23 protein-coding genes are annotated in these 25,383 nt (G+C 64.2%); 21 read left to right on the top strand and 2 right to left on the bottom strand.

Annotated elements, in window-relative coordinates:
- Positions 1–2: 2 nt before the first annotated feature.
- From MJ8_RS22085 to MJ8_RS22040, 10 genes are all read left to right on the top strand, one after another.
- A complete protein-coding gene (locus tag MJ8_RS22085) occupies positions 3–1,064 on the top strand; it encodes an ABC transporter ATP-binding protein (protein ID WP_201410846.1) in 1,062 nt (353 codons plus the stop codon).
- A 35-nt stretch (positions 1,065–1,099) separates the two neighbouring features.
- Positions 1,100–2,188 (top strand): Gfo/Idh/MocA family protein, encoded by a 1,089-nt coding sequence (locus MJ8_RS22080; protein WP_201410845.1) that lies wholly within the window; start codon positions 1,100–1,102, stop codon positions 2,186–2,188.
- Positions 2,189–2,224: 36 nt separating this feature from the next.
- A complete protein-coding gene (locus MJ8_RS22075; RefSeq protein WP_201410844.1) occupies positions 2,225–3,139 on the top strand; it encodes a sugar phosphate isomerase/epimerase family protein in 915 nt (304 codons plus the stop codon).
- Positions 3,140–3,202: 63 nt separating this feature from the next.
- Positions 3,203–4,147, top strand: coding sequence for a substrate-binding domain-containing protein (locus MJ8_RS22070; protein ID WP_201410843.1), 945 nt, complete (start codon positions 3,203–3,205; stop codon positions 4,145–4,147).
- A gap of 131 nt (positions 4,148–4,278) precedes the next feature.
- Positions 4,279–5,229, top strand: coding sequence for an ABC transporter permease (locus tag MJ8_RS22065; protein ID WP_201415528.1), 951 nt, complete (start codon positions 4,279–4,281; stop codon positions 5,227–5,229).
- A 2-nt stretch (positions 5,230–5,231) separates the two neighbouring features.
- Positions 5,232–6,008 (top strand): ATP-binding cassette domain-containing protein, encoded by a 777-nt coding sequence (locus tag MJ8_RS22060; protein ID WP_140751471.1) that lies wholly within the window; start codon positions 5,232–5,234, stop codon positions 6,006–6,008.
- Between the two features lie 4 nt (positions 6,009–6,012).
- Complete coding sequence (locus MJ8_RS22055) at positions 6,013–7,194, top strand: aldose 1-epimerase family protein (RefSeq protein ID WP_201410842.1); 1,182 nt, start codon at positions 6,013–6,015, stop codon at positions 7,192–7,194.
- A gap of 82 nt (positions 7,195–7,276) precedes the next feature.
- The gene (locus tag MJ8_RS22050; protein ID WP_201415527.1) at positions 7,277–8,362 is read left to right on the top strand and encodes a fatty acid desaturase family protein; all 1,086 of its coding nucleotides are present in this window, start codon (positions 7,277–7,279) and stop codon (positions 8,360–8,362) included.
- A 39-nt stretch (positions 8,363–8,401) separates the two neighbouring features.
- Positions 8,402–8,716, top strand: a complete 315-nt coding sequence (locus MJ8_RS22045) for a MocE family 2Fe-2S type ferredoxin (protein ID WP_201410841.1) — start codon at positions 8,402–8,404, stop codon at positions 8,714–8,716.
- A gap of 31 nt (positions 8,717–8,747) precedes the next feature.
- Positions 8,748–9,551: a 3-methyl-2-oxobutanoate hydroxymethyltransferase gene (locus MJ8_RS22040; RefSeq protein WP_201410840.1), complete on the top strand. Its 804-nt coding sequence runs from the start codon at positions 8,748–8,750 to the stop codon at positions 9,549–9,551.
- Between the two features lie 18 nt (positions 9,552–9,569).
- Here MJ8_RS22040 and MJ8_RS22035 read toward each other — a convergent pair whose 3' ends face one another.
- Together MJ8_RS22035 and MJ8_RS22030 are read right to left on the bottom strand one after the other, a co-directional pair.
- A complete protein-coding gene (locus MJ8_RS22035; protein WP_201410839.1) occupies positions 9,570–11,066 on the bottom strand; it encodes an HAL/PAL/TAL family ammonia-lyase in 1,497 nt (498 codons plus the stop codon).
- Entirely contained in the window at positions 11,063–12,064 is a 1,002-nt protein-coding gene (locus MJ8_RS22030) for an ornithine cyclodeaminase family protein (RefSeq protein ID WP_201410838.1), read from the bottom strand. Before MJ8_RS22030 ends, MJ8_RS22035 begins: the two co-directional genes overlap by 4 nt.
- A gap of 533 nt (positions 12,065–12,597) precedes the next feature.
- Here MJ8_RS22030 and MJ8_RS22025 point away from each other — a divergent pair.
- The 11 genes from MJ8_RS22025 (at position 12,598) to MJ8_RS21975 (ending at position 25,363) form a co-directional block, all read left to right on the top strand.
- The gene (locus tag MJ8_RS22025; protein ID WP_201410837.1) at positions 12,598–13,584 is read left to right on the top strand and encodes an ABC transporter permease; all 987 of its coding nucleotides are present in this window, start codon (positions 12,598–12,600) and stop codon (positions 13,582–13,584) included.
- Between the two features lie 88 nt (positions 13,585–13,672).
- Entirely contained in the window at positions 13,673–14,698 is a 1,026-nt protein-coding gene (locus tag MJ8_RS22020; protein WP_201410836.1) for a sugar ABC transporter substrate-binding protein, read from the top strand.
- A gap of 82 nt (positions 14,699–14,780) precedes the next feature.
- Positions 14,781–16,904, top strand: coding sequence for an ABC transporter permease (locus MJ8_RS22015; protein WP_201410835.1), 2,124 nt, complete (start codon positions 14,781–14,783; stop codon positions 16,902–16,904).
- Complete coding sequence (locus MJ8_RS22010; protein ID WP_201410834.1) at positions 16,901–17,956, top strand: hypothetical protein; 1,056 nt, start codon at positions 16,901–16,903, stop codon at positions 17,954–17,956. Before MJ8_RS22015 ends, MJ8_RS22010 begins: the two co-directional genes overlap by 4 nt.
- Positions 17,956–19,452 carry a sugar ABC transporter ATP-binding protein gene (locus MJ8_RS22005; RefSeq protein ID WP_201410833.1) on the top strand — a complete coding sequence of 499 codons (1,497 nt, stop codon included), beginning with the start codon at positions 17,956–17,958 and terminating at the stop codon, positions 19,450–19,452. Before MJ8_RS22010 ends, MJ8_RS22005 begins: the two co-directional genes overlap by 1 nt.
- 259 nt (positions 19,453–19,711) lie before the next feature.
- A complete protein-coding gene (locus tag MJ8_RS22000; RefSeq protein ID WP_201410832.1) occupies positions 19,712–20,119 on the top strand; it encodes a carboxymuconolactone decarboxylase family protein in 408 nt (135 codons plus the stop codon).
- A gap of 206 nt (positions 20,120–20,325) precedes the next feature.
- Positions 20,326–21,159 (top strand): metallophosphoesterase family protein, encoded by an 834-nt coding sequence (locus tag MJ8_RS21995; protein WP_201410831.1) that lies wholly within the window; start codon positions 20,326–20,328, stop codon positions 21,157–21,159.
- Positions 21,159–22,316, top strand: a complete 1,158-nt coding sequence (locus MJ8_RS21990; RefSeq protein WP_201410830.1) for an ABC transporter ATP-binding protein — start codon at positions 21,159–21,161, stop codon at positions 22,314–22,316. Before MJ8_RS21995 ends, MJ8_RS21990 begins: the two co-directional genes overlap by 1 nt.
- A complete protein-coding gene (locus MJ8_RS21985) occupies positions 22,309–23,229 on the top strand; it encodes a carbohydrate ABC transporter permease (RefSeq protein WP_201410829.1) in 921 nt (306 codons plus the stop codon). Before MJ8_RS21990 ends, MJ8_RS21985 begins: the two co-directional genes overlap by 8 nt.
- A complete protein-coding gene (locus MJ8_RS21980; RefSeq protein WP_201410828.1) occupies positions 23,226–24,056 on the top strand; it encodes a carbohydrate ABC transporter permease in 831 nt (276 codons plus the stop codon). Before MJ8_RS21985 ends, MJ8_RS21980 begins: the two co-directional genes overlap by 4 nt.
- Positions 24,057–24,097: 41 nt before the next feature.
- Positions 24,098–25,363 (top strand): ABC transporter substrate-binding protein, encoded by a 1,266-nt coding sequence (locus tag MJ8_RS21975; protein ID WP_201410827.1) that lies wholly within the window; start codon positions 24,098–24,100, stop codon positions 25,361–25,363.
- The last annotated feature ends 20 nt before the right edge of the window (positions 25,364–25,383 follow it).

Here is a 25,383-nt window from a genome sequence, read left to right as displayed (position 1 = left end):
CCATGGCCGATATCATCTTTCGCAATGTCACCAAACGCTACGGCAACACGCTTGCCGTGGACGATGCCTCTTTCACCGTCAATGACAACGAGTTCTTCTGCTTTTTCGGTCCGCCGCTGTCCGGCAAGTCGACGATCCTGCGTCTGGTGCTCGGCCTGGAAGTGCCGGACCAGGGCGAGATCCTGATCGGCGGCAGGCCGGTCAACAGCGTCTCGCCGGCGGAGCGCAACGTCGCCATGGTATTCCAGAACCTGGCCCTGTTCCCGCATATGAGCGCGCGTGACAATGTCCGCTTCCCACTGGTCGAGCGGAAAGTCGCGGAAGCCGAGATCGAGAAGCGGCTGGCCGACGTCGCGGCGAAGCTGCACATTGGCCACATTCTGCACAAGCCGCCGGCGCAGCTTTCGGGCGGTGAGCGGCAGCGCGTGGCAATCGCGCGCGCCTTGGTGCGCGATCCGGCGGCCTATCTGATGGACGATCCGATCTCGGCGCTCGATGCCAGGCTGCGCGAGGAGACGCGCGTCGAGCTGAAGCGCATCCAGCGCGAGCTCGGCAAGACGCTGATCTATGTCACGCACGACCAGGAGGAGGCGATGTCGGTCGCCGACCGCATGGCGATCCTGGAGCACGGCCGCATCCGGCAGATCGGCGCGCCGGCGGAAATCTACGACCGGCCGGCCAGCGCCTATGTGGCGCGCATGCTCGGTTCCCCGATGATGAACATCCTGCCCTCGGTGCGCGGCGCCGATGGCGTCGAGGCTGCGGAAGGGACAATCCGTATTGCCGATGCCGAGGCGCCGGCCGAGGCGATCGAGATCGGGCTGAGACCCGAAGACATCAAGGTCCGGCCCTGGGCAGACAGCGACACGAAGGACGGCCGCCCGGCACGGGTGTTCGAGGTCGAGCCGCTCGGCGGCTACACAGTGGTGACCATGGAAGCCGGGCAGGCGCGGCTCAGGGCACTGCTGCGCGGGCAGCCCGACATCAGGCCGGACGCGATGGTGGCGATATCCTGCGAGCCGGCCAAAGTGCATTATTTCGGCCAGGACGGAGGCGCGCTGTGACGGCGGCCCTAAGCACTGAATTTCGGGAGGAAGAGATGGCAGAAAAAGGCTTCGAGCCGGACGTCAAGGTTCGCACCAAGGAGTACAAGATCGGTTGCGTCGGCGCCGGCATGATCATGGCCGAGTGCCATCTGGCGGCCTACAAGGAAGCCGGTTTCCCGGTGGTGGCGATCGCCTCGCGCACCAAGGCGAATGCCCGGAAGGTTGCGACGCGCTGGGGCATTGCGACCGTCCACGACACGCCGGAACAGCTGATCGAGGATCCCAACGTCGAGATCATCGATCTCGCCTTTCCGCCGGACCAGCAGCCGGCGCTGATCCGCCATGCGCTGAAGCAGACGCACATCAAGGCGATCCTGGCACAGAAGCCGCTGGCGCTGTCGGTCGAGGAAGCCGTCAAGCTGCGCGACGAGGCGGCGAAGTCGGGCAAGATCCTCTCGGTCAACCAGAACATGCGCTATGACCAGTCGATGCGCGTGTTGAAGCAGATCATCGACAGCGGCGCGCTCGGCGACATCGTCTTCGCGCAGATCGACATGCACGCGATCCCGCACTGGCAGACCTTCCTCCAGGACTACGACCGTCTGACGCTTGCCAATATGAGCGTGCATCACCTCGACGTGCTGCGCTTCCTGTTCGGCGATCCGGACGAGATCACCACGCTGACGCGCAAGGACCCGCGCACGCAGTTCGACCATTCCGACGGAATCACCGTCTCGACGCTGCGCTTCCCGTCGGGCGTGCTTGCCGTCTCGCTCGAAGACGTTTGGTCCGGCCCGCGGCAAGAGGGCTACAAGGACGACCAGCACATCAACTGGCGCGTCGACGGCACCAAGGGAGTCGCCAAGGGCACGATCGGCTGGCCGACGGGCGCAGCCTCGACACTGACCTACGCGTCGGCCGAGACGACCGGCGGCGAATGGGTGAGCCCGAGTTGGGAGACGATGTGGTTTCCGCACGCCTTCATCGGCGTGATGGAACAGCTGCAGCATGCCGTGAAGACGGGCACGCCGCCGGCGCTCTCCGTCGCCGACAACGTCAAGACCATGGCGCTGGTCGAGGCGGGCTACCGCTCGATGGCGGCGGGCCGCACGGTCAAGCTCTCCGAAATCCCGACAAACTGAATCAACTGAATCGCTTACAAGGAGGAATTCAAGATCATGATGCAGGCAGGTATTTTCACGGGCTATTTCCCGTATGGCCTCGAAGAGACGGCGAAGAAGATCCGCGGGCTCGGTTTCAACACGGTGCAGCTCGACCTGCACTTCAAGGACATCGACCTCTCGGCCGGCCAGATCACCAAGGACAAGGCAAAGAAGGTGCGGGACACCTTCCGCGACCACAACCTGCCGATCTGCTGCGTGTCGGGCTACACGAACATCATCCATCCGGACAAGGCGGAGCGCGAGAAGCGCGTCGGCTATCTCAAGGAGATCATCCGCAACGCGCGCCATTTCGGCTCGCCTTACGTGATCTCGGAGACCGGCACCTACAACACCGAGTCCGACTGGGTGCATCACCCGAAGAACAAGACCGAGGAAGGTTTCGAGGAATGCCGCAAGGTGATCGCCGACCTTGCCCAGACGGCCTATGACCACGGCGCGGTCTTCCTGCTCGAGACCTATGTCAACAATGTCGTCGGCTCGGTCGAGGAGACGGTGAAGATGTTCGCGCAGGTCGACCATCCCGGCCTCGGCCTGCTGATGGATCCGACCAACTATTTCGAGACCCACAACATCGACCGGATGGACCAGATCCTGAATCAGGTCTTCGATACGCTGACCGACAAGATCAAGATCGCGCATGCCAAGGACGTGAAGCGCTCAGGCGACGACAAGTCGGAGAAGCATGCCGATATCGGCGACGCCGACGCGATGGAGAGCCACACCTTCCGCGGCGTCGGCGAGATTGAGCTGCCCGCGCCGGGACTCGGCTCGCTGAACTACGACCTCTACCTGAAGCGTCTGGCCGAGAAGCATCCCAATATCCCGGTGATCATCGAGCACCTGTCGGAAGACGACGTGCCGCGCGCCAAGAAGTTCCTCGACGGCAAGTTCCGCGAGAATGGCCTCTGAGATTGCGCAGGCGCCACCGGTCCGCGGCGGCGCCTGCCTGTACGTCAAAGTGGAGGAAACGAGATGTTGAAGTTTGGATTGAAGCTGGCGGCCGCGGCGACCGTGCTTGCCGGCATCGCATTCGGCTCGGCCGCGCAGGCGGCAGACGGCCAGAAGACGTTCTATCTGTTGTCGCATGGCGGCCCGTCGGATGCGTTCTGGATCGACTGGAACGCCGGCGCGACCAAGGCCTGCGATCAGCTCAAGGTGACCTGCAAGATTTCCTTCAGCGGCGGCGACATGGCGGCGCAGAAGGAGGCCTTCAACTCGGCGCTCGCCGCCAAGCCCGATGGCATCGCCACCACCTCGGCGCAGCCAGGGCTGTGGACGGAGGAAGTGAAGGCGGCGAAGGCGGCCGGCATTCCGATCGTGTTCTTCAACACCGACGATCCGGCGACCGGCCGCCAGGCCTATGTCGGCGCGGACCTCAGGGAAGCCGGCGCCATCTGGGCGAAGTATCTCGTCGACCACAAGATGGTGAAGCAGGGCGACAAGGTGTTCCTGCCGGTCGAGGTTCCCGGCGCCAGCTACCAGCAGCTCGAGACGGAAGGCATCGCCGGCGTCTTCGATCCGCTCGGCATCAAATATGACGTGGTCGATTGCGGCACCGATCCGGCCGGCATCATCGCCAAGATGACCGACTACATGGTCGCCAACAATCCGCCGGCGATCATCGCGCTCGGCGATTCCGTGGCGGCCAGCGTCAAGCGGGTGTTCGACGGCGCCGGCATCCCGGCGGGCAAGATCCCGGTCGTCGGCTGGGGAAATTCCAAGGAGACGGCCCAGGCGGTCAAGGACGGCTTCGTCAACGCCGCCGCCTGGCAGTATCCGTCGGCGCAGGGCTTCATGCCGGTCGCGCTGCTCGGTCTAGCGGCTTCGGGCGAGCCGATCGGCTACGACATCCACACATTCGGCCTCTACGACGCCTCGAGCGTCGAACCGATCCTGAAGCTCTACGACAAGAAGTAAGGAAATCGGCGCCCGCCGTTTCAGCGGCGGCCGCCGTGCCGAAAAGCATGGTTCAACAAGTCATGGTCCAGCAAGTCGGGGCAGTCACAGCGGAAGACGGCGCGGGGCGCGCGAAGGCCAAGTCGAGCCTGATGCGCTCGCCGCAATTCTCCTCCTTCGTCATCCTCGTCATCCTGCTTATGGTGTTTGCGGTCGCCGACGGCAATTTCCTGTCGCCGCTCAACATCTCCAACATGATGGCGTTCCTGCCGGAGCTCGGCATCATCGCACTCGGCATGACGCTGCTGCTGACCGCCGGCGAATTCGACCTGTCGGTCGGCGCGGTGTTCGCCCTGGCCCCAGTGGTGGTGATGCTTCTGGTGCAGAATGCCGGGGTCGATATCGGCGTGGCGCTGCTCGCCGGGCTGCTGCTGTGCATTGCGATCGGCGCCATCAACGGCGTGATCGTCACCAAGATCGGCATCTCGTCCTTCCTGGTGACATTGTCGATGCTGCTCATCGTGCGCGGCGCGGCGCTCTACATCACGCAAGGCTTTCCGCTGAAGTCCTGGGACCAGCCGGGCTTCTTCGTCACGCTGCTCGCCGGCAGCTTCAACATCGGCGCATTCCGCTTCTACACCTCGCTCTGGTGGTTCGTCGCGCTGTCGCTGCTCGCGGTCTATGTGCTGCGCTATGCCAAGCTCGGCAACTGGATCAGTGCCATCGGCTCCAACCGAAACGCGGCGGTGGCGCGCGGCGTGCCGGCCGACGCGGTCAAGATCTGGCTGTTCATCGCGACCTCCGTGCTCGCCGGGCTCGCCGGGATGATCAGCGCCTTTCGCATCTCGGCGGCATCGCCGGTGGCGGGAACCGGCTACGAGCTCGAGGTGATCGCCATGGTCGTGGTCGGCGGCACGGCGCTGACCGGCGGTCGAGGCACGATCCTCGGTACCATCGTCGGCGCGCTGATGCTGCGGGCGATCCGCAACGGCATCGTGCTCATCGGCGTGCCGGGCTTGGCTTATAATATCTTCGTCGGCGTCATCATCCTCGCCATGCTCATCCTGCACGCTTTGCTGCAGAAAAACGCCGCAAGGAGCTGACGATGATGCAGGAAGTGCTCCGGCTGCAGAACTTACAAAAATCCTTCGGCAGCGTGCGCGCGCTGAAGAACGCCTCGCTGACGCTCAAGGAAGGCGAGGTTGTGGCGCTGCTCGGCGACAACGGCGCCGGCAAGTCGACGCTGATCAAGGCGATCTCGGGCGTCTTCCCGATCGATCGCGGCGATATCTATGTGCGCGGCGAGAAGGTCTCGATCCGCTCGACGCGCGAGGCGATGGACCTCGGCATCGAGACCATCCATCAGGACACATCGCTTGCGCCCGACCTCAGCATCGCGCGCAACCTGTTCCTCGGCCGCGAGCCGGTCAATCTCAAATGGCTGGGCGTCTTCGCGCCGCTCGATCTTGCCAAGTTGCGCGATGCGGCCTCGGCGCTTCTCAAGCGCGTCGGTATCTCGAAGAAGCTCGACGCCGATGCGCTGGTCTCGACGCTGTCCGGCGGCGAGCGCCAGTCGATCGCGATCTCACGCGCGATGCAGTTCGCCGCCAAGGTGATCATCCTCGACGAACCGACCAACAATCTCGGCGTCGAGGAGACGCACGGCGTGCTACGCTTCGTCAAGGAAATGCGGGCAGCCGGGCATTCGGTGCTTCTGATCACCCACAACATCCACCATGTGTTCGAGGTCGCCGACCGCATCGTCGTCATGCGCCGCGGCGAGATCGTCGCCGAACAGACGGTCGCCGACACCGACCTGCTGACGGTGGAAAGCCTGATAACCGGCGCCGATTTGTCGGCCCTGATGAAAAGGGCGCAGTGACGGCATGGTGAAGCTCTACGGAGAGACGCTTTCGCGCCGGCAGGTCGCCGAACGCTCCGGCATGTTGTCGCAATTCGCCGGCGTGCGGCTGATGACGCTCGGCGACGGCGTCGAGCGCGGCATCCGCATGCTCGAATTCCGTACCGGCTCGGGGCTGCGCTTCACCGCGCTCGTCGACCGCGCGCTCGACATCGCCGATTGCGAGTACAAGGGCCAGGCGATCGGCTGGCATTCACCGAGCGGTTTCCGCAATCCGGGCCTGCATGATTATGAAGGCGAGGACGGCTTTGCCTGGGGCCGGTCCTTCTCCGGCCTGCTGGTCACCTGCGGCCTCGACCATATTCTCGGCCGCAACGAGGTGCCGGCCGAGAACTACAATTATCCCGGACGCAAGACGGTGACGCATTCGCTGCACGGGCGCGTCAGCACCATTCCGGCACGGCTCACCGGCTACGGCGAAAGCTGGGACGGCGACCGCTGCGTCTTGTGGGCGGAAGGCATCGTCCAGCAGGCGAGCGTGTTCGGCGAGGACCTGCACCTCATCCGCCGCATCGAGGCCGATGTCGGCGACAGCGAGATCCGCATATCGGACCGCGTCGTCAACCACGGCTTCCACCGCACGCCGCATATGTATTTCTACCACGTCAATGTCGGGCATCCGCTGCTCGACGAAGGCTCGCGCTATCTGGCGCCGATCCGCGACGTGGTCTGGGCCGCCCATGAAGGCGAGCGCTACGAAGCGCAGAAGGTCGGTTACCGCACGGTGCCGGCGCCGCAATTGGGCTTCAGCGAGCAGGTCTGGCAGCATGAGATGGGCGCCGACGCAGAAGGCGAGGTGCCGGTCGCCGTCGTCAACGACCGGCTTGGCCTCGGCTTCGAGGTCGTCACCCGCAAGGACCAGTTGCCCTGCTGCTATGAGTGGCAGAATTTCCAAGCCGGGCAATATGCGCTTGGCATCGAGCCCTCGACCCACCATGTGCTCGGCAATCTTGCCGCGCGCGAGCGCGGCGAGATGATCTGGCTGGAGCATGGCGACACCCGTGCCTATGACGCTCTGTTCCGCGTCCTCGACGGCAAGGATGCGATCGCCGATGCGGAACGCAGGATCGTGGCCATCGCCCGCCAGCCCGAGCAGGATTATCCTCACCCTTCCGGCAAGTTCCCAAGACTGGCGGGCAGGGCATGAGCGCGACATTTATCGATAGCAAGCCCTCCGGCCGGCGGACCGGATTGCCAGCGCTGTGTGAAGATTGGAGGCCGATGTGACGATGGCGAAAAAGCGCGACTACAGCCTTGTCGGCGAAAGCACGCGTCGGGCGATCGAGACCGGGCTTGCCTCGGCCGAGTGGTACCACACCGAAGTGCCGCGCAAGACGATGAAGGAATTGATGCAGCGCTCCGACGGGCCGGCGATCCGCGACACCATCATCTGGATCGTCGCGATCCTGGGCTCGGCGGCCGGTATCGTCTGGTTCTGGGGCACGTGGTGGGTCGTGCCGTTCCTGTTCGTCTACGGCGTGCTCTACGGCTCGTCGAGCGACTCGCGCTGGCACGAATGCGGCCACGGCACGGCGTTCCGCACGCGCTGGATGAACGACGCCGTCTACCACATCGCCTCCTTCATGCTGATGCGCAATCCGGTGCAATGGCGCTGGAGCCATGCGCGCCACCACACCGACACCATCATCGTCGGCCGCGACGCCGAGATCGCGGTGATGCGGCCGCCGGATTTGCTCAAGGCGGCACTGGCCTTCACCGGCATTCTCGACTTCCGCTATTCGCTGCCGACGCTGGTCCGCCAGGCCTTCGGAACATTGTCGGACGACGAGAAGAGCTACATCCCCGAGATGGAGCAGCATAAAGCGGTGATCGCGGCGCGCTGGCACATGGCGGTATACGTCGCGACGATCGCTGTCGCGATCGCGCTTCGGTCATGGATACCCCTGGTGCTGATCGGCCTGCCGCGCCTCTACGGCACCTGGCACATGGTGCTGACGGGGTTGTTGCAGCATATCGGGCTCGCCGACAACGTCACCGACCATCGGCTGAACACCCGCACCGTCTATATGAACCCGGTCAGCCGGTTCATCTACTGGAACATGAACTACCACGTGGAGCACCACATGTTCCCGATGGTGCCCTACCACGCGCTGCCGAAGCTGCATGAACTGATCAAGCACGACCTGCCGGCGGCGAACCCGTCGATGTGGCACGCCTATCGCGAGGTCTGGCCGGTGCTGCTCAGGCAGCTGAAATACGAGGACTACTATCTCAAGCGCGAATTGCCGCCGACGGCCAAGCCCTATCGCGGCGAGTTCCACGATGTCGACATAACGGCCGCGGCCGCCGAATAGAGGCGGCGCAGCAATCCAGAGAAAGGTTGGAGACAGACGATGGCGGAGTGGATCGAAGCATGCGCGGTGGACGACGTGGACGAAGAGGATGTGATCCGCTTCGACCATGGCGGCCGCACCTTTGCCATCTACCGTTCAGCGGACGACGACTTCTTCGGGACCGACGGGTACTGCACGCATGAAAAGGCCCATCTCGCGGACGGGCTGGTGATGGACGACATCATCGAATGCCCCAAGCACAACGGCCGTTTCAACTACAAGACCGGCGAGGCCAAGGGCGCGCCGGTCTGCGTGAACCTCAAGACCTACCCGGTCAAGGTCGAGGCCGGTAAGGTGATGATCGATATCGGCTGAGGCCGTGGACGAATTCAACAGGGACAGATCAATGAGCCGAAAGAGACCGACCGTTGCCGACCTGCGCGCCATGAAGGGCAAGCGGCAATTGACCATGCTGCGCGTGCTGACGCTGGAAGAGGCGGAGGCTGCCGAGCGGGCAGGGGTGGATATCGTCTCGGTGCCGCCGGAACTGGTGCTCAACCCGCAATATCGCGATGCCGCGCCCAGCCTCTTCACCATGCCCGGCGACAATTTCTATGAGATCGGCACGGCCGACGATTTCCTGCGCTGGTCGTTCCGGCTCTACAAGGCCGGCGCCGACGCCGTCTATTGCAGCGCCGGATACGCCACGATCAAGCGTATGGCCGACGATGCCATCCCCGTCATCGGCCATGTCGGCCTGATCCCGTCGCGCGCGACCTGGACCGGCGGTTTCAAGGCCGTCGGCAAGACCGCGGACACCGCCATGCAGGTGTTCGAGGCGGTCAAGCAGCTCGAGGCCGCCGGCGCGATCGGCGCCGAGATCGAGGTGGTGCCGGTGGAAGTGGCGAAGGCGATCTCCGAGCGCACTTCGCTGATCATGCTGTCGATGGGCGCGGGTACGGGCTGCGACGCGCAATATCTGTTCGCCGAGGATATTCTCGGCACCAATCGCGGTCACATGCCGCGCCACTCGAAAGTCTACCGCAACTTCGCCGCCGAATATGACCGGCTGCAGCAGGAGCGCATCGCGGCGTTTTCCGAATATGTCGCCGACGTCAACAGCGGCGCCTATCCGGAAGACCGGCACATCGTGCATATGGATCCCGACGAGCTCACCCTCTTCATGAAGAAGGTGGATGCAAAGCCCTGAACCGAGAGTCGAAAAGCGTCAGCCCGTTGCCGGAGGGCCTTGCCAGATTCCGCTGGCGAGGGCGGCATAAAGCGCTTCGGCGTCGATGCCGAGCGGCCTGTCTTCCTTGAGTGTCGCCACATGCGTACGCACGGCCGCGTGGATTGCGCCCGTGGCCGGCGCAAGCGTCGTGCCCTCGCGCAAATCGACGGCCTGCGCCGCAGCCATCAGTTCGAAGGCGATCAGCCGCCGCCACAGCGCGATCATCTCGGCGCATTTGGCGACGGCGAGCGGCGTCTGCGTGGCGTGATCCTCGACGCCCTCGGACACAGGCAGGAAATCGAGCATCACCGGATTGGCCTTGTGGCGGATCGCGGCCAGGATCGCCGTCACCGTCTTCTGCAGCGGCACGAAGCCGGCAGAAGCGCCGCCGACCGGTGAAAGATATTTCGGCAGGCCGTGACGCGTCGAGCCGGTGAGCTGGACGAAGCGGGCGGCGGATGCCGCCGCGCATTGAGCGGTCGCCAGGCCAAGCGTCTCGAAGGCGAGCGCCAGCGATGCGGTGTGGAAGTTGCCGGTCGACATGACCAGCTCATCCTCGGCCAGCACCAGCGGATTGTCGGCGGCGGCGTTGAGCTCGATCTCGACAGCAAGCCTGGCATGGTCGATCGCCTGGATCAGCGCGCCGTGGATCGAGGGCATGCAGCGGATCGACAGCGGATCCTGGATGGTGGTGGGCGCCGGCGCTTCATCGCGTGCCAAGAGATCGCGCAGCGCCTTTGCCGCAAGCTGCTGGCAGGCGCCCGGGCGTGCCTGATGCTGGCGCGGATCGAGGATGGTGCGGTTGGCGCCAATGCCTTCCATCGTCAGCGCGCCGGCCTGCTGCTGCTGTTCGAGCGCCGACAGCGCATCGGTCAGCGCCAGCGCTCCGGTCCCGGCCGAAACCGCCGAGGCGTTGATCAGGGAGAGGCCGTCCTTCGGCGAGAGAGAAACAGGTGCCAGCCGCGCCATCATCAGCGCCTTGGCGGCAGGCATGCGGCGGCCCTGGTATTCTGCTTCGCCGTCGCCGATCAGCACGCGGGCGATCGCCGTCATCAGCAGAAGGTCGCCGGCGCCGATCGAGCCCAGTGACGGCATCACGGGATGCACGCCGGCATTGAGTGCTTCGACCAGCGCCGTGAAGACGCGCGGCGACAGGCCCGAGCCGCCGGCGGCGAGCATCGCAAGGCGGGCGAACATCGCCGCCCGCACGGCCGGCACCGGCAGCGCCTCGCCGACCGCGGCGCTGCGGCCTTCGATCAACTGGCGCTGGAAGGCGCTCGCATCGCCTTCGACCGCGGTGACGAGGTTGGCGCCGAGGCCTCTGTTCAAGCCGTAGATCTGTTGGCCGCCGGCCGCGGCGGCATCGAGAACCTGGCGAGCCTTGTTGAGCTTTTCGAGGACGGAAGGTGTGACCTCGACCTTGCAGGCGTTGCGCGCGGCGGCAACCACATCCTCGATGCTGACGCCGGCGCCGGTGAGAACGAGCGGGCTCATGCGAAGCGCAGCCTCTGGCCGATACCTCTTTCCGCGGCCTTGGCGAGCATGGCCTTGCCGAGCGCGATGTCGGACAGCGAGAGGCCGCGATGCCAGAACAGGATCGTCTCGCCGTCGCTTTGCCGGCCTGCCTTGAGGCCGGCGGCGATCTGGCCGAGCTCGGCGTGCAGCGTCGCCTCGCTCAGCCGTCCCGTCTCGACATGGGCGCGGAGCGAGCCGAACTTGCCGCCCTTGCACTGGCCCCAATCGTCGACGACGATCTTCTGCATGATGTCGGTCAGCGACAGCTCGACCGCGCTCATCGTCCCATAGGGCACCACCAGCGCGCCGCGCTTGATCCATTCGGTCTTGAGCAGCGGCTGCGGTTCCGGCAGCCGCGAGGCTTCGACGACGATGTCCGCGCCTTCGACGCAGCTTTTCCAGTCGGCCACGGCCATGACCGGCTTGCCGAGGTCGGCCGCCAGCCTCGCGACAAAACTATCGCGGCTTTCCGGCCGGCGCGAATGGACGCGGATCTCGTCGAAGTCGAAGAGGTGGTCGAGCAGGCGCACGTTCCAGTAGGCGGTACCGCGCGCGCCGATATGGCCGAGCACTTTTGACGACTTCTTCGCCAGATGCTTGGCGCCGATGGCGGTGACGGCGCCGGTGCGCATGTCGGTGATGACGGTGGCGTCGAGGATGGCGCGCGGCGTGCCGGTGCGCGGGTCGAAAAGATTGAGGATGCCGAATTCCGACGGCAGGCCATGCAGGTAGTTATCGACATAGTCGCCGACAATCTTCACGCCAGCGGCGTCGAGCGGCGCCACATAGCCGCGCAGCACGTTGAAATGGCCGTGGAAGGACGGATCCGGTTCGAGATGGACGCGCGGCTCGATCACCGTCCGGCCGTTGCCCTGGGCGACGAGCCCGGCTTCGACGGCGCCGATGATCTCGGCATCGGTCATGGCAAGTGCGTCAATGTCGAGAGCGTTGAGGTAGTCGATATAGATGGGCTTCATGCATTTCCCTCGGCCGGCCCGCGCTCTTCCATAACAGGCGGCGAGGCGGCACGAAAGTTCGTTGGATAAGCTCTGGACTGGACCGGGCTTATCCTGTTCAACCAGTGCGTCATGACCAGCATTCCCGACAGCGCAGCCGTGTCCCGGCCCGCAAATTCCGCGCGGCAAGCACGGCGCGTAACCGCGATGGGCTTCCTGGTCCCGACGGCCAATGCCGGGGATGAGGTTCCGGATTGTTCCACGAACAATTGGTGTCGCGCCGGGTGGATTTTGCGAACTTAAATTGCGCCAGCCCCGCAACCTTCGAACAGGCTCTTCCGCCGACCGGGCGGCCGGGGCAACGGATTGTCAAAAAGCCCAAGAGTTTCCGACTATTGCGCCAGTTGCGGCAATCGATGCATCCACCCGGAAAATAGTCGGAGAGGCGCGGGTCTTGAACGCGGATTCATTTGACGAGCCGCTGTTGAGCCGATTAGCTTTCGTGGGGGATGGAGGCCGGCAGGGCCTTGCGATCGGGGCGAAAGACATAAGCGATGAATGCGATCGGCTGGCCGAACTGGAGGCGCCTCAATCAGGAAGGCATCGTCTTTGCCATCGCCATCCTTTTGTTCGCCGCCGCTGCGCTGGGCCTGCCCGGGTTCCTGACCGCCGACAATCTGGTGGCCATCGTCCGCTCGGTCTCGGTGCTCGGCATCCTGGCGCTCGGCATGGCGGTCGTCATCATCGGCCGCGGCATCGACCTGTCGGCGGTGGCGATCATGGCGATGTCGGTCGCCTGGTACCTGCAACTGCTCAACACCGGCACCTCGGACGGGCTAGCTTTCGTCTATGTGCTGGCGGGCGTTTTAGCCATCGGCCTGCTCAACGGCTTCCTGGTCGCCTATGCCGACGTGCCGGCGATCTTCGTCACACTGGCCACCGGCTCCTTCGTGTTCGGCTATGTGCGCTCGCAACTGATCACGCAGGACGCCGTGCCCGTGCCTGGAGGGCACTGGGTGGAGCTGCTCGGCGGGGTCCGCTTCCTCGATATTCCGGTCGAGGTGTTCGTCTTCGCCGGACTGGCCTTCCTGGTTTTCCTGTTCCTGCGCTACACCAAATGGGGCCGCTTCATCTATTTCGCCGGCGACAATCCGGTCGCCGCCCGCAACATCGGCGTTCCGGTGCGGCCGATGCTGGTGCTGCGCTACGTGCTCTCGGCTGTCGTGGCCCTGGTCGCCGGGCTTTTGACGGCGGCCAGCCTGCATTCGATCAATACCCGCATCGTCAACTCGACGCTGCTCTACGACATCGTCCTGGTGGCGGTGATCGGCGGCATCGGCCTTTCGGGCGGCAGGGGCGGGGTGCGCAACGTGCTGGTAGGGGCGGCGCTGATCGGCATCCTGCTCAACGCCATGACCATCATCGACATTCCGCTGCTCTACCAGAACCTGATCAAGGCCGCGATCCTGCTGGGCGCCATCATCGTCGACGGCATCCTCAATCCGCGCGACGAGCAGACCGCCCAACAGGGCGACATTTAGGGCAGATGGGCCAGCCCATCTTGCTCTGGGGTACCCCGGAGCGATCGCGACGATCGCCCGGCAACGAAAACCGAACCAGAGGTGTCAAATGAGACTGCTTAGAACATTGATGGCTGCCGCCACGGCGCTCGCCGTTACCGCCTTCGTGGCGCCGAGCCTTGCCGCCGACGATCCAGGCCCGGCCGCCTATGCCAAGGCGCTCAACGGCAAGCGCGTCATGCTCGTGCCGCTGGCGATGGGCTTCGACCTCGCGCAAGGCTGGGCGCACTACCTGAAGAAGGAAGTCGAGGCCTGGGGCGGCACGTTCGAGACCCGCGATCCGAACTGGGTTGTCGATGCCGGCGCGCAGGCGATCACCGACGCCATCGCTTCGGATACCAGGCCGGATGTTCTGATCATCCATGCGCCCGACCTCAACTCCTATTCGAAGCTGATGAAGAAGGCGCAGGCCGCCGGCACCTATGTGATGCTGGTCGACAACCCGGCGAATTTCCCGGCCGACGCCTTCGTCGGCAGCGACTGGGACAAGCTTGGCCAGCTCGAAGCCGAAGCGGCGATCAAGGGCTGCGGCGAGAATTCGTCCAAGAAGATCGGACTGGTGCAGGGCGACCAGGCGAACTCGTCGAGCCTCTATCAGTATGCCGGCATCATGAAGGTGCTGGAGAAGCATCCCGATTTCCAGGTCGTTGCAAAGCCCGACTCGAATTGGGACGCGACCACCTCGCGCAACGTGACGACGACGATGCTGCAGCAGCACCCGGACATCTGCTCGATCATCGATTTCTGGGACGGCGACGCCACCGGCGCCTCGGCCGCGATCCGCGACGCCAAGCTCGACGGCAAGGTGTTCCTGGTCACCACCGGCGGCGGCGAAAAGGCTGCCGATTGCGACAAGTTGGAAGACGGCACCTACGGCGCCGTGGTGATGACCGACCTTGCCCGCCAGTCGGGCGACATGAACGCCATCATCAAGTTCCTGCTGCAGAGCGGCCAGCCGGCCGGCACCTCGCACACCTACATCTACACGTTGGAGAAGGCGACGACCAAGGCCGACCTCAAGCCCGACAGCTGCTGGGACCTGAAGGCGCTGCAGGCCGAAGCGGCCGCGAAATAAGCCACGCAGCCGGAAAAGCATCCATGGGGTGGCCGGACCGTTCCGGCCACCTCTTTCCCGTTTTCAATGACAGCAGCAGCCGATGACCTTTCGTGAACGCCTCCAGGCCTGGCGCTACAATCTCGTGCCCGATCATCTGGTCGGCGAGATCCTGACCAAACGCTGGACCGACAACGCCATACCTTTCCTGGCGCTGGTGGCGACGCTCGGCGTGTTCGGCTCGATCATTCCGGGCTTCTTCAAGCTCACCTCGCTGCAGGAATCGACCCGCCAGCTCGGCGAGTTCTCGCTGGTGGTCATCGGCATGACGGTGGTGATGCTGGGCGGCGGCATCGATCTTTCGGTCGGCTCGATCTTCGCGCTGTCCTGCTTTTCGGCCGTCTACGTTTTCTTCATCCTCGAACAGTCGATCTGGCTGGCACTTGCCGCGGCCCTTTGCACGGGGCTCATCTTCGGTGCCATCAACGGTTACCTCGTCGGATATCTCAGGCTGCGCGCCTTCCTCACCACGCTGGTCACCTTCATCTTCGGGCGCGCGCTGTTCGACATCCTCGTCACCGCCTATGCGGCCGACGTACAGCTTTCCCAGGCGAGCTCCGATGTGCTCGACTTCATCGGCGACGGCACCTTCTGGGGCCTGTCGGTCTCGGTCTGGCTGGCCATTATCCTCGCCATCGTCACGCATATCGCGCTGACGCGCTCGCGGCCGGGCTGGCATGTGCTGGCGGTGGGCGGTTCCCGCCGCTCGGCGCACAATGCCGGCATCCGCGTGCGCCGCACCGTGTTCATGACCTATGTCTTTTCCGGCTTCTGCGCCTCGATCGGCGGTTTCCTCATCGCCTGCCGGTTGAGCGGAGCCGGGCCGGGCACCGGCCTCAATCTCGAGATCATGGCGCTGACCGCGGCCGTGGTCGGCGGCGTCAGCCTCGGCGGCGGGCGCGGCTCGGTGGTCAAGGGGCTGATGGGCGCCATCATCGTGCTCACCATGACCAACGGCCTGATCCGGCTTGGCTACGGCACAGGCACCAACCAGATGGTGCTCGGCATCCTCTTGGCGGTCGCCGTCACCATCGATATCCGCTGGCTGAAGAACCGCCACAAGGTGCTGAACGAGGTCTATGTCGCGCCGGTCTATCTCAAGATGGGCGAAACGCAATCGGCCGCACCCGGCTCCGGAACGTCCTACGAGCTCGACAACCGGCTGTCGGCCGCCGACCATATCGGGCTCGGCGAGCTGGAAGGACCGGAGGACGTCATCCTCGACCGCAACGACCATCTCTATTGCGGCACCCGCCACGGCGAGATCGTCCGCTTCTTTGCGCCCGACTACAAGCGCTCCGAGGTCTTTGCCCATATCGGCGGCTTTCCGCTGGGCCTGGCCTTCGACAAGCAAGGCAATCTGATCAGCTGCGTCGGCGCCATGGGGCTTTATTCGGTCTCACCGGAGCGCGAGGTGAAGCGCCTCTCGGCCGAGACGGCGCGCTCCTGGACCTCGATCGTCGACGACGCAAGGCTGCGCGACCCGAACGATTGCGACATCGCGCCGGACGGTCGCATCTACTTCACGGACTCGACGAAGCGCTACGATGCCCATGACTGGGCGCTGGATTCGATCGAGAACCGCGCCACGGGCCGTCTCTTGGTCTACGATCCGAAGGACGGTTCGACCAAGACGCTGCTCGACGGCTACCGCTACACCAACGGTGTGTGCATGGCGCATGACGGCAAGTCGCTGTTTTTCGCCGAAAGCTGGGCCTGCCGCGTGCACCGCTACTGGCTGGAAGGGCCGAAGGCCGGCACCGCCGAATGCGTCATCCGCGACATGCCGGGCTATCCCGACAACATCAACCGGGCGTCCGACGGCAATTACTGGATGGCGTGGCTCGGCATGCGCACGCCGAGCTTCGACCTCTCGCTGCGCCACCCTGACATGCGCAAGCGCATGACCCGGCGCCTGCCGCAGGACGAATGGCTGTTTCCCAACATCAACACCGGCGGCGTGGTGAAGTTCAACGATAAGGGCGGCATCGTCGAGACGCTCGGCGATCTTTCCGGCAACGCGCATCCGATGGTGACCTCGATGCGCGAGCATAAGGGCTATCTGTTCGTCGGCGGCATCCTCAACAACCGCATCGGGCGCTACAGGATCGAAGGCGCCGATCCGAACTGGACGAGCCCCGCTTCCTATTGGGGAGGCAAGCCATGATCTTCGATCCGATCCTGGATGTCTTTCGCGGCAAGGCGGTCACCATCCCGCCGCTCGACGGCGCCTTCCGTCCCAACACGCGCCTGGACGACGCGGCGGCCTTTGCCGAACTGACCGAACCGGACAATCTGCTGAACGTGGAGGGCCGGCTGCTTGTCTCCAGCGGCAATGCCGTTCTTGCGATCGCGGCCGGGTCCGAACCCGTTGTGGCGGAGACCTTTCAGTCCCCCATCACCGCGCTGGCAGTGTCGCCAGAGGGAGACCTGACCGTAGGATTGGAAAGCGGCAGGCTGCTCATCGCCGGCAAGGAGGTTTCGGTGCCGGCCGAATTAAGGTGCATCACCGCGCTTGCCTATGCCAGTGACGGCATGCTGTGGCTGGCCAATGGCTCGGCGCAGCATCCGCCCTCGCAATGGGCCGCCGACCTGATGAAAAAGGGCGCGTCCGGCTCGCTGTGGCGCTGCGGGCCAGGAGGCATCGGTTTTCAGAAGATCGCCGGCGACATCGCCTTTCCTTATGGGCTTCACCCGCTCGGCGGCGATGTGCTGGTGAGCGAAAGCTGGCGCCACCAGCTCGTGCGCTTCGACGGCTCGAACGGAAACCGCTCGACAGTGCTGACGCATCTGCCCGGCTATCCTTCGCGACTCTCGCCCGCCGGCGATGGCGGCGCCTGGCTGGCGCTGTTTGCGCCGCGCAACCGGCTGATCGAATTCGTGCTGCAGGAAACGCATTATCGCCAGGACATGATCGACCAGGTGCCGCCGGCCTACTGGATCGCGCCGGCGCTGGCCTCCAACCGCAGCTTCCTCGAGCCGCTGCAATGCGGCGGCATCCGCACGATGGGCATCCACAAGCCGTGGTCGCCCAGCCGCTCCTACGGGCTCGTAGTCAGGCTCGACCGGACCCTGCAGCCGCAGTTCAGCCTGCACAGCCGCGCCAACGGCACGCGCCATGGCATCTGCAGCGTGACCGAACGAGATGGCTGCCTGTTCGTCGCCGCGAAGGGCGGCGATTGCGTGCTGGCGCTCGACGCAATCACGGGAGGTTTCTGATGGAGCCGATCGTCCGTCTGGAAAACGTCACCAAGACCTATCGCGGCGTGCCTGCGGTGAAGAACGTCACGTTCGATCTGAGGAAGGGCGAGATCCATGCGCTGCTCGGCGAAAACGGCGCCGGCAAGTCGACGCTGACCAAGATCATCGCCGGCGTCGTCGACGCCACTTCGGGCAAGATGTTCCACAAGGGCGCCGAGACGGCTTACGCCTCGCCGCATGCCGCGCTGGAGGCCGGCATCGCCATGGTGTTCCAGGAGACCAGCCTGGTGCCGTCGATGACGGTGGCGCAGAACCTCTATCTCGGGACCGAGAAATTCCTCAACCGGCTGCGCGGCACCTATATCTCGGCGCAGCAATTCCTGCAGTCGCTGAATTTTCCGGTCGATCCGAACGCGATGGTGGCCACGCTCGGCGCCGCCAAGCGGCAGATGGTCGAGATCGCGCGCGCCGTCCACCACAATGCCGAGATCATCATCTTCGACGAGCCGACCGCGACGCTGACGCCGGAGGAGAAGCGGCACTTCTTCGCGCTCATCCGCCGGCTGAAGGCACGAGGCGTTTCGATCGTCTTCATCAGCCATGCGCTCGAGGAGGCGCTGATGATCGCCGACCGCATCACCATCCTGCGCGACGGGGAACTGGTGATCACCGACGAGACATCGGCCTTCGACCGCGACAGAATTGTCGCGGCCATGGTGGGTCGCTCGCTGTCGGGCGAGATCTATCGCCAGCGCGACGAGACGAAATTGCGCAAGGCGGGCAAGAAAGTGCTCTCGGTGCAGGACATCTCGATGAGCAACATCGTGCGCAACAATTCCTTCTCGATCTTCGAAGGCCAGATCACCGGCGTGTTCGGCCTGATCGGCTCGGGGCGCACCGAGACGTTCAAGATCGTGTCGGGCATCTACAAGCGCGACTTCCTGCGCGGCGGCGCGATCGAGCTGGATGACAGGCCGGTGCGCTATCTCGTGCCGGCGCAAGCGGTCGCCGACGGCATCGTCTATGTCACCGAGGACCGCAAGAGCGAAGGCATCTTCGAGACGATGGGTATCGCCGAGAACCTGTTTGGCGGGCTGCTCGCCGCGGGCCGCGAAAAGGCCTGGGTGATCAACCAGCAGGAGATGCGGCAGCTCTCGGCCGAATGGACGAAGACGCTCAATATCAAGGCGATCAACGATAACGCCCGCGTGGTCGAGCTTTCCGGCGGCAACCAGCAGAAGGTGGTGATCGGCAAGGGGCTGGTGCAGCAGCCTCGCATCGTCATATTCGACGAGCCGACGCGCGGCGTCGATGTCGGCGCGATCGCCGAGATCCACCAGATCATTAACCGGCTGGCCGACGAGGGCCTCGCCGTCGTCGTCATCTCGTCCTACCTGCCGGAGATCATGAACCTTTCCGATCGCATTCTGGTCTGCCGTCAGGGCCGCATCGTCGAGGAGTTCTCGCCCGCGGAGGCGACAGAGGAGAAGATCATGTATGCTGCGGTGCACTAGGGGTAGCGGCGGCGGATGATCGCGCGATTGGATCGAACACCCCTGGAGACTAGCCGAGGCGCTTGTCATGTCGTCATCCACGGGCGGAGCAAGGAGCGAAGCGCGCAGACCCTAGAATGACGAGGCTGAAGCGCTTCGCGCAACCTCGCTGCAATGTGCTGTTCCGAGCCAAGAAATCGAATCGGACAAACCGTTTAGCCGCCTATACGCAACACTTGATTCAACGGCGCTTCCATCAGTTCATTGAAAGGACCAAACCATGGCCACCACAAAACTCCTTACCGATGCCGAGGTCGAAAAGATCCCGGCGGTGAAGGCCGTGTTCGACGATATCCGCGCGACGCGGAAATCCGACTTCGTCAACAATTTCTGGCGAGGGCTGGCCAATGATCCGGCGGCTTTGAAGCGGGTGTGGGAGCAGTTGAAGGCAGTGATGGTCGCCGACAGCGCCATCGATCCGCTGACCAAGGAAATGATCTACATCGCGGTCTCGACCGCCAATGGCTGTTCCTACTGCATCCACTCGCATACGGCCGCCGCACGGGCCAAGGGCATGACCGACGCGCAGCATGGCGAGCTTGTGTCGATCATCGGGCTGGCGGGGCAGACCAATCACCTCGTCACGGCCATGCAGATCCCGCTCGATCCGCAGTTCGAGGTGAAGTGAGTCGGGTGCGCGGCGCGGCATTTTCCGTGTCGCCGCCAGCAAAAAAATATCGACCGGCGACGTTCATTTTCGCATTTCACAGGCTTGTGCCCGTGATCGAGAATTTTGCCCGCCGCTGTTAAGGAAGTGACATGTAACGGCACTAAGGAAGCCGCACGCGCAGCCGTTCGGCCTTCTTCCGGCACGGTTCCCGCGGCGGAGCCGTCATGAAGATCGTTCAGATCACCGATACCCATTTCAGCCCGACCAAGCCGCATTTCAACGGCAATTGGGAGCCCTTGGCCGCCTGGATCGAGCAGAGCGGCGCCGATCTCGTCATCCACACCGGCGATCTGACCGTCGACGGCGCCGACAAGGATGACGACATCACCTTCTGCATGGGGCTGATGCGGGAGATATCGAAACCCGTGCTTCTGGTGCCCGGCAATCACGATGTCGGCCATCTGCCGGGTTCCCTGCAGCCGGTCAATAGCGAGCGGCTCCAGCGCTGGCGCCGACTGGCCGGGCCTGACTATTGGTTCGAGGACGCGGGCAACTGGCGGCTTGTCGGCCTCGACAGCCAGTTGATGGGCTTCAACGACACGACCGAAGAAGCCCAGTTCGAATGGCTGCGGGAAACGCTGGAAAGCCGTGGCGGCCGCCGCGTCGCGATGTTTGCCCACAAGCCGCTCTTTGTCGACGATCCGGATGAAGGTGACACCGGCTATTGGAGCATCCGTCCAACGCAACGCCGGCGCCTTTACGATCTGATCGCCGCCCATGACGTGGCGCTGCATGCGAGCGGCCACCTGCACTGGGCTTGGAAGGGCGGATACGCCGACACCGCCCTGGTGTGGGGACCGTCCGCCGCCTTCATCGTCGACACCATGGAACGCAGGATGCCGGGCGAGCAACTGATCGGCGCTGTCATGCACGAGTTGGATGACACTGTCGTCAGCGAGATTGTCGCGATTCCCGGCATGGCGATCCACGTTCTCGACGACGTGGTCGAGGAGGTCTATCCGCACGAGGCCCACAAGGTCCGCAGGAAGGCCGGGTGATGGGCGCGCTGTCGCTTCGCGGCCTGAGCAAGGCCTTTGCCGGCAATGCCGTGCTGAACGGCATCAGCCTCGATGCCGAGCCCGGCGAGTTCATCGCCCTGGTCGGCCCTTCGGGCTGCGGCAAGAGCACCTTGCTGCGCATCCTTGCTGGGCTCGACCATGCCGATGCCGGCGAAATCCTGGTCGGCGGCAAGGACATGTCGAACGTCGCCGCTGCCGACCGCAACATCGCCATGGTGTTCCAATCCTACGCGCTCTATCCGCATCTGACGGCCAGCCAGAACATCGCCGTACCGCTCGCCATGAAGCGGCTGAGCCGCGCGCAGCGCCTGCCGCTGATCGGCGCTTGGCTACCGGGCCAGGGGGAGATACGCGCCGGCATCGCGCGCGATGTGCGCGAGATGGCTGCCTTGCTGAAGATCGACCATCTGCTCGATCGCAAGCCCGGACAGATGTCTGGCGGGCAGAGGCAGCGCGTGGCGCTGGCGCGGGCGATGGTGCGCCACCCCAGCATCTTCCTGATGGATGAGCCTCTCTCTAACCTGGACGCCAATTTGCGCGTCCATGCGCGCGGCGAAATCGTCGAGTTGCATAGGCGCGCAGGCGTGCCGACGCTCTATGTCACGCACGACCAGGCCGAAGCGCTTTCCATGGCCGACCGTGTGGCCGTCATGATCGGCGGCCATCTGCTTCAACTGGCCACACCAGAGGCAATCTACAATGATCCGGCACATATTGAAGTCGCGCGGTTCGTCGGCCAGCCAAGGATCAACATCATCCCGGCGCAGGCTGAAAACGGCCATGCCGGTTTCGAGGGCATCCGGCTTGCCTTGATGGAGAAAGTGGCGAACGGCCCGGTCAGCCTCGGCATCCGGCCCGAATTCGTGAAACTGGCGCCTGATGGGCGCAGCGGCCTTGCCGGGCGTATCGAGCGGCTCGAATTCCTCGGGTCGGAAGTCATCGCCCATTGCCGGCTTCAAGCAAGCGGCGACGCCATCGTCGCCAAGCTCGCGCCGCATGAGGCAAGGGACCTGATCGCCGGAATGCCAGTGGGCATCCTTCTGCCATCCGAACTGGCGATGGTGTTTGGGCCGGAAGGGCGACGGCTGCGTACGGCCGCTGCGGCAGGAGCGCGGCAGGAGCCAGCCTATGTCTAGCGTCACGATGGCGGGCAACATCCCGGCCGTGGCGCTTTATCGGCGCAGCGAGGACCGGACCGCCTGGCTGCTGGCGCTGCCGGCGATCGTGCTGCTCTTCCTGTTCGTGCTGTTGCCGGTGATTGCCGTCATCTTCCTTGGCTTTACCGATTTCGAGCTCGGCTACGGCAAATTCCGGATTGTCGGCTTCGAGAACTACGCGCATCTCATCACCGACCGCACCTTCCGCAAATCGCTGTGGAACACCACCCTCTACACGGCGATGGTCGCTCCGGTCTCGATCGCGCTCGGCTTGGGTATCGCGCTCTTGATCGAAAGCGAATTGCGCGCCCGGGCCTTCTTCCGCACCATATACTTCCTGCCGGTGGCCTCGCTGATCGTCGCCATGGCAACCGTCTGGCAGTACATCTTCCATCCGACCATCGGGCCGCTCAATGCGCTGCTTTCGTTTGCCGGCATTCCCGGCCCGAACTGGCTCGGCGCCTCGAACACCGTCCTCTATAGCCTGTCGATCATCGGCGTGTGGCAGTCGGTCGGCTTCAACATGGTGCTGTTCCTGGCCGGCCTGACCGCGATCCCGCGCGAGCTCTATGCGGCGGCTGAAGTCGACGGCGCGAAATCTGCGCTCGACCGGTTCTTCCTGGTCACCTGGCCGATGCTCGGCCCGACGACGCTGTTCGTCATAACGATCAGCATCACCAATGCGGTGAAGGTCTTCGAGACCGTGAAGATGCTGACCGACGGAGGCCCGAACAAGGCGTCGGAAGTGCTGCTCTTCACCATCTATCAGGAGGGATTCGTCTATATGCGCGTCGGCTATGCGTCGGCGATGACGGTGGTCTTCCTGGCGATCCTCGTCGTGCTGATGTTCCTGCAGTACCGCGTGCTCGACCGGCGGGTGCACTACACATGACAGGCATCCCGGTCGGCCGCATCGTCCGTTTCGCGCTGCTTTCGCTCGGCGCGCTGATGATCCTGGCGCCCTACATCTTCATGATCTCGACCGCCGGTAAGACGCAGAGCGACATCTTCACCGCGGCGCTTTCGCTCATCCCACAGCATGTCTACTTCGCCGAGAATTTCGCCAAGGCGCTGGAGAAAGTGCCGATGGCAACGCTGTTGTGGAACGGCGTCGTGGTGTGCGGGCTGATCTTCTTCTTCCAGGTCGCGGTGGCGATTCCGTGCGCCTACGCGATGGCCAAGCTGAAGTTCCGGGCGGCGCGCGCGATGATGGTCTTGGTCATGCTCGGCCTGCTGGTTCCCATCCATGCGACGGCGCTGCCGCTCTACGTCGCCTTCGACAAATTGTCGTTGCTCAACAGCTACACCGCGCTGGTCGCGCCGTTCACGATTTCGGTGTTCGCGATCTTCATGTTCCTGCAGTTCTTCCGCGGCATGCCCGACGATCTCATCCACGCGGCGCGGCTCGACGGAATGTCCGAGCTCGGCATCGTCGCGCGCGTCATCGTCCCCAACGCCTGGCCGGCCGTCACCGCCTTCGCGATCTTTTCGGTCGTCGCGCACTGGAACGATCTCTACTGGCCGCTGATCGTCATCAGCAAGCAGGCCTACGCAACGCCCCCGCTCGGCCTGATGTATTTCCGGGCGGCGGAGGCGGGCGACGATTATGGCGCGCTGATGGCCGCCACGCTGATCATCACCCTTCCACTCGTCGTCGCCTTCCTGCTCGCGCAGAAGCGCTTCGTCGAAGGCATCACCATGACCGGTCTCAAGGGCTGAACTGCCAACAACTGACCGGACTAAACAAGGAGCACGACGTAATGAAGCCTATCTCCAGGATCTTCGCCGCCGCGGCGGTCTCGCTGACCTTCGCTCTTCCGGCAAATGCCGAAACGACGCTGACGGTCCACTACCCGATGCCCGGCTTCTTCAAGAATGTGATGGACACGATCTCGAAGAAGTTCATGGAAGAAAACCCCGATATCAGGATCCAGTTCGCCAGCCCGTCCGCGACTTATGAGGAAGGCATCCAGACCATCCTTCGCCAGGCTGGCACCGACGAGATGCCCGACATCACCTTCATCGGCCTCAACCGCCTGCGCATGCTCAACGAGCGCGATGTCGCCGTCGATCTCGGGCCGCTCGTGAAGAAGGACGGCAACATGGCCGAGCAGGGCTTCTCCGACACGATCCTGAAGCTCGCGCAGGTGAACGGCAAGCAGATCGGCCTGGCCTTCGCCACCTCCAACCCGATCATGTACTACAATGCCGACCTGGTGAAGGCCGCAGGCGGCGATCCGGACAATCCGCCCAAGACCTGGGACGAGGTCATCGCGCTCGGCGGCAAGATCAAGGCGCTCGGCAACGGCGTCGACGGCATTGATTTCCGTTGGCAGGGCGACGACTGGATGTTCTCGGCGCTCTTGTTCGGCGCCGGCGGCAAGATGCTGAACGGCGATGAGAGCAAGGTTGCCTTCAACGGTCCGGAAGGCGAGAAGGCCGTAGAGCTCATCGAGCGGATGGTGAAGGAAGGCGGCATGCCGGTCTTCACCAAGCCGGCGGGCGAGCAGGCCTTCGCGGCCGGCAAGGTCGGCTTCGAATTCCAGACCACCGGCGCGCTGGTCAACACGATCAAGAATGTCGGCGACAAGTTCACGCTGCGCACGGCCAAGATCCCGCTGATCGATCCGGTCAACGGCCGTCTGCCGACCGGCGGCAATGCGGTCGTCATCCTGACCAAGGACGCGGCGAAACAGGAAGCCGCCTGGAAGTTCGCGAAGTTCGCCGCTGGCCCCTACGGCGCGTCGGTCGTGGTGCCCGGCACCGGCTATGTGCCCAACAACGAGCTCGCCGCGAAGTCTCCCGACTATCTCGGCGATTTCTACAAGAAGAACCCGCTGTTCCAGGCCGGCCTCAGCCAGATGCCGCTGATGGTTCCGTGGTATGCTTTCCCCGGCACCAACGGGGTCAAGGTGACGCAGACCATCGTGGACAATCTCTCGCGCATCGTCGACCAGTCGGCGACGCCGAAGGAAGCGCTTGCCGACGCCGCAAGCGACGTCGAAGGCATGTTGCCGACGCAGTAACTACTTGCCACCGAAGCCGT

This window comes from Mesorhizobium sp. J8, from assembly GCF_016591715.1.
In the GTDB taxonomy this organism is placed as follows: domain Bacteria; phylum Pseudomonadota; class Alphaproteobacteria; order Rhizobiales; family Rhizobiaceae; genus Mesorhizobium.
The sequence above is the reverse complement of the archived record's forward strand: the minus strand, read 5'-3'. Positions and strand labels throughout refer to the sequence as shown.